Annotated in this window: 14 protein-coding genes and 1 pseudogene; 5 read left to right on the forward strand and 10 right to left on the reverse strand. The window is 53.8% G+C overall.

Annotated elements, in window-relative coordinates; translation table 11 throughout:
- Positions 1-215 precede the first annotated feature (215 nt).
- A pseudogene (locus GOV38_RS22610) lies at positions 216-346 on the reverse strand (IS6 family transposase); the annotation flags it as partial.
- Between the two features lie 468 nt (positions 347-814).
- Between GOV38_RS22610 and GOV38_RS13930 the strand changes: the two are divergent.
- From GOV38_RS13930 to GOV38_RS13940, 3 genes are read left to right on the forward strand one after another with little or no spacing between them, the layout of a single operon-like run.
- Entirely contained in the window at positions 815-1,219 is a 405-nt protein-coding gene (locus GOV38_RS13930; protein WP_217352094.1) for an SxtJ family membrane protein, read from the forward strand.
- 15 nt (positions 1,220-1,234) lie between these two features.
- Entirely contained in the window at positions 1,235-1,384 is a 150-nt protein-coding gene (locus GOV38_RS13935) for a DUF5989 family protein (RefSeq protein ID WP_171209603.1), read from the forward strand.
- Between the two features lie 4 nt (positions 1,385-1,388).
- Entirely contained in the window at positions 1,389-3,224 is a 1,836-nt protein-coding gene (locus GOV38_RS13940; protein ID WP_171209602.1) for a carbamoyltransferase, read from the forward strand.
- A 17-nt stretch (positions 3,225-3,241) separates the two neighbouring features.
- Here GOV38_RS13940 and GOV38_RS13945 read toward each other — a convergent pair whose 3' ends face one another.
- Positions 3,242-4,399 (reverse strand): GDSL-type esterase/lipase family protein, encoded by a 1,158-nt coding sequence (locus GOV38_RS13945; protein WP_171209601.1) that lies wholly within the window; start codon positions 4,397-4,399, stop codon positions 3,242-3,244.
- Positions 4,400-4,779: 380 nt separating this feature from the next.
- Here GOV38_RS13945 and GOV38_RS13950 point away from each other — a divergent pair, with 380 nt between their 5' ends.
- Complete coding sequence (locus GOV38_RS13950) at positions 4,780-6,348, forward strand: carbamoyltransferase C-terminal domain-containing protein (protein WP_171209600.1); 1,569 nt, start codon at positions 4,780-4,782, stop codon at positions 6,346-6,348.
- 36 nt (positions 6,349-6,384) lie between these two features.
- Here the strand turns inward: GOV38_RS13950 and GOV38_RS22390 are convergent, their stop codons facing one another.
- Positions 6,385-6,738: a DDE-type integrase/transposase/recombinase gene (locus tag GOV38_RS22390; protein WP_371808531.1), complete on the reverse strand. Its 354-nt coding sequence runs from the start codon at positions 6,736-6,738 to the stop codon at positions 6,385-6,387.
- On the opposite strand from GOV38_RS22390, the gene GOV38_RS13955 reads away from it, so the two are divergent.
- Positions 6,672-7,667: a hypothetical protein gene (locus GOV38_RS13955; RefSeq protein WP_171209599.1), complete on the forward strand. Its 996-nt coding sequence runs from the start codon at positions 6,672-6,674 to the stop codon at positions 7,665-7,667. The two genes, GOV38_RS22390 and GOV38_RS13955, sit on opposite strands and share 67 nt — an antisense overlap.
- A gap of 594 nt (positions 7,668-8,261) precedes the next feature.
- Here GOV38_RS13955 and GOV38_RS13960 read toward each other — a convergent pair.
- The 7 genes from GOV38_RS13960 to GOV38_RS13990 form a co-directional block, all read right to left on the reverse strand.
- Positions 8,262-8,573, reverse strand: coding sequence for a cupin domain-containing protein (locus tag GOV38_RS13960; protein WP_171131332.1), 312 nt, complete (start codon positions 8,571-8,573; stop codon positions 8,262-8,264).
- Positions 8,574-8,590: 17 nt separating this feature from the next.
- Positions 8,591-9,334 carry an SDR family NAD(P)-dependent oxidoreductase gene (locus GOV38_RS13965; protein ID WP_171209598.1) on the reverse strand — a complete coding sequence of 248 codons (744 nt, stop codon included), beginning with the start codon at positions 9,332-9,334 and terminating at the stop codon, positions 8,591-8,593.
- Between the two features lie 59 nt (positions 9,335-9,393).
- Complete coding sequence (locus tag GOV38_RS13970; protein WP_254430608.1) at positions 9,394-10,272, reverse strand: NAD(P)-dependent oxidoreductase; 879 nt, start codon at positions 10,270-10,272, stop codon at positions 9,394-9,396.
- A 19-nt stretch (positions 10,273-10,291) separates the two neighbouring features.
- Positions 10,292-10,717, reverse strand: a complete 426-nt coding sequence (locus GOV38_RS13975) for a heme-binding protein (RefSeq protein ID WP_171209596.1) — start codon at positions 10,715-10,717, stop codon at positions 10,292-10,294.
- A 19-nt stretch (positions 10,718-10,736) separates the two neighbouring features.
- Positions 10,737-12,023 carry a TRAP transporter large permease gene (locus GOV38_RS13980; RefSeq protein WP_171209595.1) on the reverse strand — a complete coding sequence of 429 codons (1,287 nt, stop codon included), beginning with the start codon at positions 12,021-12,023 and terminating at the stop codon, positions 10,737-10,739.
- Between the two features lie 2 nt (positions 12,024-12,025).
- Complete coding sequence (locus GOV38_RS13985) at positions 12,026-12,559, reverse strand: TRAP transporter small permease (RefSeq protein ID WP_171209594.1); 534 nt, start codon at positions 12,557-12,559, stop codon at positions 12,026-12,028.
- A 76-nt stretch (positions 12,560-12,635) separates the two neighbouring features.
- Positions 12,636-13,610, reverse strand: coding sequence for a TRAP transporter substrate-binding protein (locus tag GOV38_RS13990; protein ID WP_171100081.1), 975 nt, complete (start codon positions 13,608-13,610; stop codon positions 12,636-12,638).
- Between the last annotated feature and the right edge of the window lie 115 nt (positions 13,611-13,725).

Here is a 13,725-nt window from a genome sequence, read left to right on the forward strand (position 1 = left end):
TCAGACGAATTCGAACCAGTCTCAGTGTGCCGTAGAAACCGCGAACCTATCCGGACCAAAGTTGACGCCACTCGGCAAGAGCAGCGGTGCGTGTCTGCTTGAAGGCGTCTCGGTTAGCGATCCTTCCCGGTTGAACTGGTTGTAGACCGAGGAATGAACGGATGCGAATTTCTGTAGACTTCGTATGCGCCTGAAACGCTGCATCGCGCGTTCGCGTCGATGCCTAGCTCGTGCGACAGATCTTCGACATCCAAAGCGGGAGCGGGAAACGGATGTATTAGATCACCGCAAGGCGGATGATCTCGGGGCTGGTTTTGAAGTATTTGAATGAGGCAGGTCTGGTCATGGGCAAAAACTACGCAACCGCCCTGCTCCGCTCAAACAAAGTTCTTCTAACAAGACCCAGCATGTTGCTCGACTGATGCACGTAAGTTTCAGAGGACCTCGAGACCACCCTTTATATCGGCCCACCCGATGCAAGAACTAAGTAGAATCAGACCGACTTAATCGCGGTATCTGACAGTGGTTCATCAAGATGATCGCAGAATTTTCTTTGAAGCAAATCTATTCGGCGGCAGTGATTGGAGCCAAATAGTAAACAAACACAGAAAAGTCTGGCTATAGGCGCGATCAGCGTATTACATTTTTCAACGTGGCAAGTTTGTGCCTCAATGGTTTCGAGTATTTTATTTGGATGGTTCACGACGTGTCCAATGATTTGTCATCTGGGATCGCATCAGGCGCTTTTGCCTTAGCCATCATGCCGTCCGAACTCGCGCATCTTCGTCAACGAGCCATTTCATGAGGTCGCCACGTGTCTGATCATACGTCGAACGTTTCCGTTGAAATGGGCACCGAACGCAATTTCGGTGTGGTTTTCGCCGTTGTATTTTTGATCATCGCATTGTGGCCATTGACCGGTGATGGCGGCGTGCGGATTTGGGCGATTGTTGTCGCAGCAGTATTCTTGGCCGTCGCCTTCCTTGCACCGAAGGTACTGAAATGGCCCAATTGGCTTTGGTTCAAATTCGGCCTTCTGCTTGGTGCAATCGTAGCACCGATCGTCATGGCGCTGGTTTTTTTGACAACGTTCGTAACGATCGGAGTGCTGCTGAGGTTGTTCGGCAAAGACCTTCTGGGCCAGAAGCTGGATCCAGAAACTGACTCCTATTGGATCAACCGTACCGATCTGCCCAACAGCATGAAAAACCAATTCTGAATTGGGAGGAAAAATATGTCTTTTGTATCCGAACTTTGGACTTTTTTGAGAGTTCGTAAGAAGTTCTGGCTTTTCCCAGTCATTTTTGTGCTGGCGTTATTTGGTGCTTTGATTGTCCTAAGCCAAGGTTCAGCAGTGGCACCGTTCATTTACACGCTGTTCTAATCGCATGACCTATATTCTTGGCATTTCTGCCCTGTATCACGACAGCGCAGCGGCACTGCTTGACGATGGTCAGATCGTGGCCGCAGCGCAAGAAGAACGGTTCAGTCGCAAAAAGCATGACGCGCGATTTCCGCAAAACGCGATACAGTATGTGCTGTCAGAAGCGGGCATTACGTTGGCTGATGTTGCGCATGTCGTGTTTTACGACAAACCCTTTCTCAAATTCGAACGCCTTCTTGAAACCTATCTTGCGACAGCGCCCAAAGGATTCAACTCATTCCGCAAAGCTATGCCAGTCTGGCTGCGAGAGAAGCTGTTTCTCAAAGATCTTCTGGTGCGCGAACTTCGTCAGTTCGAGAAAGAATTTAGCGGCGACCATTTGATGTTCTCGGAACATCACTTCAGTCACGCTGCAAGCGCCTTTTACCCATCACCGTTCGAACAGGCCGTCGTGTTGACGCTAGATGGTGTGGGGGAATGGGCGACGACCACTGTCGCGATGGGGAATAGCAAAGACCTGCGGATCGACAAGGAAATTCACTTCCCGCATTCTCTGGGGCTGCTCTATTCCGCTTTCACCTATTACACGGGCTTCAAGGTTAACTCTGGCGAGTACAAGGTGATGGGTCTGGCACCTTATGGCGATCCAAAATACACCAAGCTTATTCTGGATCACCTGATCGACGTGAAAGAAGACGGCTCTTACAAGCTCAATCAGTCTTATTTCAACTATACGCACGGCCTGACAATGACAAATCAGGCCTTCGCTGATCTGTTCGGACAACCTGTCCGCAAGCCCGAAACCGATGATCTGACGCAGTTTCACATGGATATCGCAGCATCCGTCCAGGCCGCAACTGAGTATGTGGTCCTGCGCATGACGCGTGCGCTGGCCAAGGAATACGACTGCCCGAACCTGTGTATGGCCGGTGGCGTCGCGCTGAACTGCGTCGCCAACGGCAAAATTCTGCGCGATGGCGCGTTCAAGGATATCTGGATTCAACCTGCGGCCGGCGATGCGGGCGGCGCCTTAGGTGCGGCCCTTGGCGCCTGGCATAGCGAAATGGGTAACGCGCGCAGCGCCGTTTCAGGCGATGCAATGCGCGGTGCCTATCTGGGTCCGTCCTTTGAGGATGAGGAAATCGCCGCGCAACTCACCAAAGCCGGTGCGAAGTTTGAGCTACTACCAGAGGATGAGGTCATCGCCCGGACTACCAAAGCTCTATCCGAGGAAAAGGCTGTCGGGTGGTTTCAGGGCCGCATGGAGTTTGGTCCCCGCGCGCTAGGAGGCCGCTCAATCCTCGGCGATCCGCGGTCCCCTACCATGCAGAAAGTATTGAACCTCAAGGTAAAATACCGCGAGAGCTTTCGCCCATTTGCCCCTTCCGTATTGCGGGAACATGTCAGTGAATGGTTCGAACTGGACTATGACAGCCCTTATATGCTGATCGTTGCGGATGTAGATGAAAACATTCGCCGCAAGATGTCGGACGAGGAAAGCCGCCTGTTCGGCATCGACAAACTGAATGTGAAACGTTCAGAGATCCCGGCGATCACGCATGTGGATTACTCGGCTCGTATCCAGACTGTTCATCAGGAAACGAACCCGAGATACCATGCGTTGATCGATGCGTTCCGTGAACGGACAGGCTGTCCGGTGGTCGTGAATACGTCGTTCAACGTCCGCGGTGAACCCATCGTTTGTTCCCCCGAGGATGCGTTCCGCTGCTTCATGGGGACCGGAATCGAGGTTCTGGTCGTCGGAAACGCTTTCCTGCGCAAGGAAGATCAAGATCCCAGCTTGGCTGAGAACTACAAGGAAAAATACGAACTGGACTGACCGCGCATTGCGGTATTTCAGTTCGTGTTTTCTGACTCAAAGAAATTGCTGATCGCCTCTGCGACCAATGCGTAGCCGGTTTCGGACAGGTGGATTCCTGCATCCGCGTAAGCTGTTTCACGGCCAAGCGCGTTCAGGTCATTGGTGAAGTCTATGAACGGAATATCGTATACCCCTGATATCTGGGCCACCAACTCTGCAAACTCCGCCGATCTTGCGTCAGGGTCCCAGAACTGACTATTGGGAATATATATGATCAATGGGCTGCACCCCATTGCCGCGCAATGATCATTCAACGTCTGGACCGCCAGTTCTACAGAGTCAGTCGCGTCCACTTGCGCGCGGCGGACCGAGGCCACGACGGACCGAACTCCGGGAAAATTGTAGTGCGACAACACCTTCTCAACACGCTGTAGATTGCGGGCCAGAAACCCCGTTCGATGCGGTTTATCGGCCTGCTTGCCGGCCAAAACCTGCGACCGCGCAGCGGCATCGATGTTCTGCAAGGCCGGGTTGGGCATCATCATCTCGGGGTCGGCAAAGAAATCGGATGCATCTGCCTGAGCGCCAAAGAACAGATCGTGGTAAAGCTGCGACTGTGCAATCGGCATATTGTCGTTCGCGTAAAAGATCATCACGACCTTGTCCGCATCGATCGTTGGGCCAAAGGTTTTCAACATCGCCGCGTAGTGAACTGCAGTTGCACCGGGGAACGAAAGGTTGCGAGTGTCGTAGCGACCGCCAAGCAGTCCGGCGATCGTCTTGGAATCCTGTTGGCACACGCCGAATGCAAAAGAGTCTCCGACCAAGACAAGCTCACTGTCTTGGGTGTCCCACACGCTGTCAGGGTTCCGAAAACCAAAGCGATCGGTTGTGATTTTAAGGGGGCCGTGCCCCTCGTTACAGATGAAGAGTTTCGAGTTCGCCTCCAGACCAAGCGGGGCAACGCGGACATCCCGGCTTAGTTCAGACAGATGGTCGGTTTCTTCGATCAAAAGTGGCAAGAGGATCCGATAGTGATACCCCTCGGCTTCGGCCTCAGCGATCAGAGCGCGATCTTGTGTCTGATAGCGCTCATTCACGATGCGCCGACCCTCGCCGCCGATGGCTTCAACCTGCGCTTTAATCGACCGCATCAGAAGGAAATCTCCGAACATCGCGATAAGGTAGATCACGCCAAGTACCACCAGAGCAAAGATGGTGTGTTTTATCGCGGGCCGAGAGTGCTGCATCAAATCTGGTATAACCGCTTGCCTGTTCTACGACCACCTACGTCGCGCTTTCTGACACACAGGATGCACACCCCAAGCATCACGAGAAACAATATGCTGCAATCGCGCGTATTGGTTGCATTTGCGCACATCATCACATGACTTTTTCGTCTTTGGATGCATTCCTGTCAGCCTGATAGCCGAAAACCCGCTAGGCTCAGAGACATGAAATACATGACGATGGCCATGAGCTTTGATGCCAATGGTGACAAGCTTATGTCGGTCTGAATTAACGCTGCTTGATAATTGTCTTATCTCAAGGAACCCTGACCCGTATTGAAACTATGAAGATTTTCTCCATCAACCCCGGCCATGACGGTTCGATCGCAGGCGTGGACGCAAACGGCCAACGCCTTCTGTTTTCCTATGAGGCTGAGAAAGACAGCTTCCCCCGCAATGCGCCTGTCAATGCGGATACGCTTATCAACGCAGCTCTTTGGTTTGACCAATTGCCGGATGTGTTGGCGCTAAGCGGTTGGTCTGCAATTGAAGTCGGACATGCTCCGCGCTCGGGTGCGGGGTATTTTGGTGTCGGGGATGGTTCAGAAATTATCGGCAAAAAGCGGTTTTTTGGGAAATCTCTGGACTTCTATTCATCGACGCACGAACGCTCGCATATCTGGTCTACCTACGCGATGTCTCCGTTCCAGCAAGGGGAGCCCTGCTACGTGCTTGTATGGGAAGGTGTGTTGGGGGATTTCTACGAAATCGACACTGGTCTGAATATTCACCATCTGGGTCAGGTGATGGCCAATCCAGGCAAGATGTTTTCATTTCTACACACTCTGGCAGACCCCGATGCATTACGGGCAGACGGGGCGGGTCGAAAAAGCGACGCAGGCAAATTGATGGCAGTGAGCGCGCTGGGGGATGCCGCGAAAGCGGACCAGGAAGCAGATGACCTTGTCGAGGCATTGCTGAACGGGAAGATTGCCAATACTCCGCTACTCAAGGACGATTTCAAATCGTCGAGCTTTCACAACATCGGCGTCGGAACACAAAGGTTCAGGAACCTTGCAGCGAAATACTCAGACAGGATTTTCTCGATCTTCCACGATTTCGCCAAGACACATCTGACCAAAGGGTTTCCGTTGCTGATTGCCGGCGGGTGCGGTCTGAATTGTGACTGGAACACGCGATGGCGTGACTGTGGGTTGTTCCGGGATGTCTTTGTGCCGCCTTGCACCAATGATTCAGGCAGCGCTATCGGCACAGCTGTCGACGCAATGCGCCATTTCACAGGTCAGGCCAAGCTCGACTGGCGCGTGTATTCCGGACCGCCATTCTGTGACGACCAGATCGACATGGATGAGGTCTCGGTCAGCGAGCTGAACCTGAAAGAAGTCGCCACCGCCTTGAATGACGGCATGATCATTGGTTGGGCTCTTGGGAATTGCGAGATCGGACCACGCGCGCTGGGCAATCGTTCGATCCTTGCCGCGCCTTTCAGCACTGATACACGCGACCGGCTGAATATTCTGAAAGGCCGGGCGCCCGATGCACCGATCGCCCCGGTTTGCCTTGAGGAAGATGTCTCGGAGCATTTCGACTGGTCAGGGTCGTCGCCCTACATGTTGCATTTCGCCAAGGTTAAAGACCCGCGCCTGAAGGCGGTGGCCCATTTGGACGGATCCGCGCGCTTGCAGACTGTTCGACAAGATCAGAACGCGATGCTTTACAACCTACTGACAGAATTCAAAGCGCAATCCGGCGTCGGAGTTCTGTGCAACACATCTTTGAACTTCCAGGGTGCCGGGTTTATCAACAATACCAGTGATCTTTACCACTATGCGCAATCCGCGGGCCTGGACGGGGTTGTCGCTGGATTGTCTTTGTATCGGTTCCGCCGGTAGCAGCGATCAGCGCTTTCAGACGAATTCGAACCAGTCTCAGTGTGCCGTAGAAACCGCGAACCTATCCGGACCAAAGCTGACGCCACTCGGCGAAGGCGGCGGTGCGTGTCTGCTTGAAGGCGTCTCGGTTAGTGATCTTTCCCGGTCGAACTGGTTGTAGACGGAGGAATGGACGGTGGCGAATTTCTGTAGACTTCGCATGCGCCTGAAACGCTGCATCGCGCGTTCGCGTCGTCGAAACGGGAGGTGTGGGTTCTCAACGCAGTTGTTGAGCCACCATCCTGTCTGTTGTTTTTCGAGCGCGCCCAACCGGCTGAGCGGTGATGTCACACTGCGCAGCGTTTTGGGTAAAGCCCGGTGTACCAAATGCGGCAGGCAGCCGGTCAGCATCAAAAAGATCTATAGGCGGCAAAGCGGGTGGTGATTTGGTTGCGCATGGCGTTGATGAGACTGGTCAGGTCAAAATCTCCAAACGGTGGACTTTACTTCTTTTTTGCATAAATCTCGGATGCAATTTTTTGAAGGTACAGATTCGTATGCCCTTAGCTCATTGCCAGAACTGTGGTCACACATTTTTTTCAGTGATCGCCATGCCTTATTCGGTCGAAGACGAGGCGAACGTGGTTTTCAAAGGAAACGCCGAACGGTGCCCGAAATGTGGGGGAGTTGCCGAAGCACAAAATTTTGCTCTCAAAGGTAACAAGGTAATTCCCGAGCCCGGCAACAGCCCCGCGGCTTCTCGCGCGTTTGTCGAGTTTCAACGGAAAGCACTGCAACAGCTCGTGGACGTTCAAGTTTCGCGCCCACAATTGCGACGGTTCGAACGAGCGGCTTTGAAGAAGGACATAGACGAAGTCCTTCGCGCCGCATCAGAAATCGACCACAAACTTGAAGCAATTGTTCAGGAAGGGTTAGAGAGTTCTGATCCGAACCAAGCGGTCAGCTGGATCGCAAAAGTCCTTAAGCTCCTCAGACAACGCCCGGAAATCATCCCTTTAATAGTCGCGGGAGCCCTCTCTACTGCCAATGACGCACTTGATTTAGTTGAAAAGTGGGGAGACGAGGATCACAAAATCCATGAAATAATCGAGCGACTTGGAAACCCTGCCCCCTCAACGCAGCTGGATGAACCTAAGGCAACTCCAAACGAAGACCCTGAGAAAAAATTCCCCCCCCAACGATCCTGTAGATACTTAGCTTTGCCATGTATCATCTCAAGGCGATTTCGAAAGCCGAGACGCCTGGGACTGATAGGCCATTTCCCGCAGCGGGCATGGCCAGCAGCGCAATCAACTAAACCACTGTCCCGCTTAAAGTGACCGAAGCTGGAAGCGTCTGGCGTGCCGATGGGGCACCCCCTTCAGCAAGTAGATACCCAGCCGGGTAGAGACCTTGCGTCCTCGAATAGATAGATCCTGACGGCCCAACCGCTGGCCCCGCCTGAAAGGGCCATGATCAGCTGGGGCGCATAGTTCCAATGATGGAATTTCTGGGTGATCAGAACCGCAGGTATGGCAGTCAAGCACCATCTGATGAGATGGCCGACTGCCCTTTTCGATAGCACACTTCGAATTCTTGAAGTTGGTCGCGATGCTGATAATCGAAAAGCACTTTCGGTTTCGCTATCTGTCGAGCCAGATGACCAGGATAGCCGCCATTCAATCTAAGAAATCGGCATTCTTCAGGAGTTTCTGACGCATAGACTTAGGCTGCAGCACTTTGATTTTTCCGTAACGACATGAAATCAAACCATTTTTCTCTAGTTCCCGAAGGTGCCGCGAATCTGAGCGAGATACCAAGCGGTGTTGAAGATATCTCCGGCAAAGACCAAGCGAAACGTCCTTGCGTCACCTGTCGGAGCGAATTCGGCCATGCACTCACCAATCGACAAAGCGCGTTTCGGACCAGAACGGTCAGAGAAAATCGTCACGGCGCGGGGTGAAAGTGTCAATTAGAACGCCCGGCACAAGACAGACACAGCCGTGGGTCTGGTCGGAAGGGATCACGAAACTGTCACCTGGACCAACCTCGCGCTCTTCCTGGCCAAGCGTAAACCGAAATCGACCGCTTTCGACGTAAGTCGATTGTACATGGGGATGGCTATGAAGGGCTCCAATAGCTCCCGACGCCGCAAATCTGAAGGCTACAACCATCAACTGATCATGATCCGACAAGACTTGCCGGGTCACATCGGGCCCTGTTGAGACAATGGGATACTCAGACATTATGTGATCCTTGTGTGTTACGAGAAAAGCATGCCGCCGTTGATGTCGATATTCGCACCGGTGATGAAAGCGCTGTCGTCGCAGGCAAGAAACAGGACAAGATTTGCCGTATCTTGAACATGACCTTGACGCTTGAGTGGGGCGTTTGCCTCGAAGCCGCGTCTCCCGGCGTCCGGTGTGTGAATATTGTGGAAATCCGTGTCGATCATGCCGGGGCAAAGCGCGTTAACGCGGATTTCTGGACCAACTTCCTTGGCCAGCCCTCGGGTCATGGTCATCACCGCACCCTTCGAGGCGGCGTAGGCGACGGCTCCCGGACCGCCTCCGTCGCGACCGGCTTGACTTGCCAGGTTCACGATTGTCCCGCTTTTCATGTGCGCCAGGCATGCCTGAGTCATAAGAAACGTACTGGTGACATTAAGGCGCATCACGGCCTCCCAATGCTCCAAAGACATCTCCGCGATGGTCTTGCGGGCAATGAGCCCGCCCGCATTGTTAACGAGGATATCGACGCCGCCAAAGGCTTCCACTGCCGCCTGAACCAGCGCATCCGCATCTACCTTGTTGTTCAAATCCCCCTGAACTGCGATTGCACGGCCACCTCGCGTCTTGATAGCCTCGACGGTCTCATCCGCTCCTTTGGAGCTTGAGAAGTAGTTGATAGCGATACTTGCGCCTTCTGAGGCTAATTTCTCGGCGACGGCTCTGCCGATGTCGCGGCCCCCTCCTGTGACGATTGCGGTTTTTCCTTCGAGTTTCATTGAAAATCCTTCAAAGCTGAAATCGGCGCGAAACAGAGTGGACAGTAGTCGTTGAACGCTTATCCGCCCTGCTGCACAAAAAGATCATAGATTTCAGGAACATTGCCATGACCCATGCCTGCCTCTAAAGCCGCAGCGAGGTTGGCGGCAGTACCTTCTGCGATCTCGACCCGGGTATTCATGTCTTGTGTCATCTGTACAAAATATCCGATGTCCTTGGCAGCATTCGCAATCGAAAAGCCAAGATCACTGACCCCATCGACAGCATAGTTCTTGCAAAACTGCATGAAGGGCGAATTGGACGGGCCCGCCGACATGATGTCGAACAGCTGCTGCACGTCAATTCCGGTGCGTTTGGCAACAGCGAAAGCCTGGCTCATCGCGCAAACGGTAGTCATGCCCATGAAGTTATTGATCAGCTTCGTCACGTGGCCTGACCCAAGCGCACCAAGGTAAAAGACGTTTTCGCCAAGCACGTCGAGCACGGGCTTCACCTTGACATAGGTGTCCATGTCACCTGCGGCCATGATATTAAGCAACCCGTCCTTGGCGTGTGCTGGCGTGCGCCCTAAAGGCGCATCAATCATTCCCGCCCCTTTTGCAGCTAGATCCGCACCGATCTTTTGGGTGGATGCCGGAATGGACGTGCCAAAATCAATGATGGTTGTCCCCGGCTTGATACCAGCGAGTATCCCTTCGTCGCCGTAAATCAAGCTTTCGACGACTTCCGATGTCGTCACGCAAAGCATGACGATATCGCTGGCTAGAGCGAGTTCTTTCGGGGTGCTGGCTTCCGCCGCGCCCCGCGCAAGCGCGGGCTCTAGGGTGCTCCTCGTCCGCCCCATCACCACCAGCTCATACCCGTTATTTTGCAAGCATTCGGCCATGTTGCCACCCATCAGGCCAAGGCCAATAAAACCAATTTTTGGGGCTGTCATATGTCGTTCCTCCATACTTTCATGTGGGCACGTTATCGAATGCATCAGCGCCCGCTTGCGCCACCTCAAGATCCTGTGTGGGCGATCCGGAACTTACGCCGATGCCGCCAACGACAACGCCGCCTGACATGACCGGCAAGCCGCCCGCAACAGCAACCATGCGCCCGCCCAGAGCGGAGGAGATTCCGTGCGCAGGCATGCCCGGCTGGTTCACCTCACCCAAGGCATCTGTGCCTTTCCGGATCCCAGTCGCGGTAAAACTTTTGTCGATGGCCAGTTGAATGCTGGTAATCTTGCCACCGTCCATACGCTCAAAAGCGATTAGATTGCCGCTTTCATCGGTCACCGCGATGCACATCGGCACACCGATCTGACGTGCTTTGGCGCGTGCGCCTGCGATCAGCCTCTCAGCATCGGTGATATCCAGTCTCTTAATCGTCAACATGTGCTGCACGTTCCGCTGATCATTGGGAGATTATTAGGTTTGGCAACGTCAGGGAAATCGCCGGTATGAAGGTGATCAGCATGAGCGCTGCAAAGATTGCGAGGTAAAACGGCCATATCGTTCTTACGGCTTTCTCCATTGGTAGCTTACCAACAGCGCAACCTACAAAAAGGCAGGTGCCCACAGGCGGCGTGCACAGGCCCAGGCCGAGGTTGACCAACAGGATCATGCCAAATTGCACCGGATCGATCCCCAGCATGTTCATAACCGGCAGAAAGATCGGTGTGCAGATCAGGATCAGCGCTGCCATATCCATGATCATTCCAAGAAGCAGCAAAACTGCATTGATCATGAGCAGGATGAGGATCGGATTTTCGGTTATACCCAGCAGGAATTCGACCGTCTTGGTGGGCACGCGGTTGTAGGTCAGCATGTAGGCGAATGCACCCGCACAAGCGATCAGGATCATGACCATCGAAGTTGTGCGCACTGAAGATATCACAGCCTCCTTGAACCCCTCCCAGCTAAGACTGTGATAGACGATAAGTGTCACGATGAAGGCATACATTGCCCCAAAGGCACCGGACTCGGTCACGGTAAAAACTCCAGACAAAACCCCGCCAACGATGATCACCGCCGTCAGCAATCCGGGGATCGAACCAACAAAGGCAATGGCCAGTGCTGTCCAGCCGGGAAATTGCTCGGCCTGATAGCCGCGTTTAACCGCCACAACATAGGCTGCAATCGCAAGGCAGCAGCACATCAGCACGCCTGGCACCACACCCGCCAGAAAAAGCTTAGAGATCGACACCGCGCCACCAGTAGCCAGTGCAAAGATAATCATGTTGTGGCTGGGTGGAATGATGATCCCGGCGATGGAGGAGGTCACCGTGACGTTGACCGCGTAGTCAGCATCATACCCTTTGTCTTTCATTACCGGGACAAGGATTGATCCAAGTGCCGAGATGTCCGCGATGGCCGATCCAGAGATCCCACCAAACAGCATGGACGAGAACACATTGACGATCCCCAGACCTCCACGCACAGCTCCAACCGCTGCCTGCGCGAATTTGACCAATCGCATGGCGATCCCGCCATGAAACATAAGCTCGCCCGCGAAGATGAAAAACGGGATCGCCATCAGCGAAAAGACGTTGACCCCCGAAACGATCCTTTGAAACCCGACAAAAAGCGGCAGGCCTTCGTACCAGAACGCCGCCAAAGCCGAGATGCCCAGGGCAAAGGCTACCGGTGTACCGATTATGACGCAAAGGGCAAAGACCCCAAGAAGAAGCATCAGTCCCATGATTAGCTCTGATCTATGTTGTCTTGGCGCTCATCCCTGCCGAGAACTAGGCGGATGAGGTGACCAACGGAAAAGAGAAACAAAAGTGCGCCGCAAATCGTTAACGGCAGTGAGCGCAGACCTTCCGACCACTGGATCAAGGGTATGAGTGTGTTCCATTTGAACTTGGTCAACTCGATCCCGTACCAGAACATCATTGCACCAAACCCGGCCATCAGAACGTCCGATACTATGACAAAGAGCATGCGCACCGGCGTCGGGACGATGTTGCGAAAAATCACCACAGAAAGGTGCGTGTGATTATGCACCCCGGCGGCTGCACCCAAAAACGCAATAACCATGACCAGAAGTAGCGAGACTTGCTCGACCCACGTGGGCGTGTTGTTCAGCACATAACGTCCAAAGACCAGCCATGCGAATATCGCGGTCATGCAAACAAGAGCGATCCCCGCGATTAAAACACAAGCTCGCGAAAGAAAATCGAAGGCTCTGTCCATTGGTCGCAAAAACGCCGGTGCTTTTTTGTACTCGTTCATGTGCCCCCCTTTTTGGATAAAACGCCCGGCTACCATTCTGGGAGCCGGACGCTCGTTTTTGTCTGATCAGACGAGCTTATTCGGTGGCTTTCGCCATATCGACCAAGGCCTGCATGTCGGGGTTTGCCGCCAGGTAATCGGCATAGACCGTATCCATTGCCGCTTGGAACGGCGCTTTGTCAGCGATTTCGTTTACGGCGATCCCGGCGGCTTCCACGTCCTTGCGCGCCTGCTCGGAGCCGATAGCCCAGAGTTCGCGCTGAACAAGTGCTGCTTCTTGCGCAGCACTGCGGACGGCCGACTGCATTTCAGGGCTCAAAGCGTTAAACTTAGAGGTGTTCACGCAAATGCACTCGGGAATGATAAGGTGCTCGGACAGCGAATAGTGAGTGGTCACTTCGTAGTGGCCAACGTTCTTGAACGAGGGGAAGTTGTTTTCAGCACCGTCCACAACACCGGTCTTCAACGCTTGCTGAACTTCGGCAAATGCCATTGGTGACGGGTTGCCGCCCATGGCCGAAATCATCGATGTATAAAGATCATTGTTCATCACACGGATCTTCAAGCCTTCAACATCTGTCGGTGTGTTGATCGGCTTCTGGCTGTAGAACGAACGCGCGCCCGCATCAAACCAGGCAAGAGGTAGCACGCCCGCTTCGCCCATCGCGGCTGCAACGGTTTGACCCGCTTCACCTTCCATGACACGGAACATGTGCGGCACGCTCTTGAAGATAAACGGCAAGGACACCAGGTTCGCCTCTTTAACCATGGGTCCAATGGGCCCAAGGTTAAAGTTACCTACCTCGATGGCACCGATGCGCACTTGCTCCAACGCATCGGGTTGCGACCCCAGAACACCGCCATGGAAGACGTCAATAGTGATCTCGCCATCCGTGGCCGTATCGACCAGCTCAGCGAATTTATCCATGGCCGCGGTGTTCGGGTGGCCGTCGTTGTGAATGTTCCAGGCACGCCAGCTCTCGGCGGACGCAGAAGTTGCGATGAGAGCAACCGCGCTGGCAGCTGCAAATAGCGATTTCGTAAAAGTCATGGGTTCTCCTCCCCGTTGAATTTTGGACAGGACCTGGCTTTTCAAAGTTAGGGAGGTCGGTAGAAGCATGGCCTCCTGCTTCCTCCCAGAGCCGGAATCACTGTCCCTATATCGA

The sequence above is a fragment of the Ruegeria sp. HKCCA5839 genome, from assembly GCF_013035585.1.
Classification (GTDB): Bacteria; Pseudomonadota; Alphaproteobacteria; order Rhodobacterales; family Rhodobacteraceae; genus Ruegeria.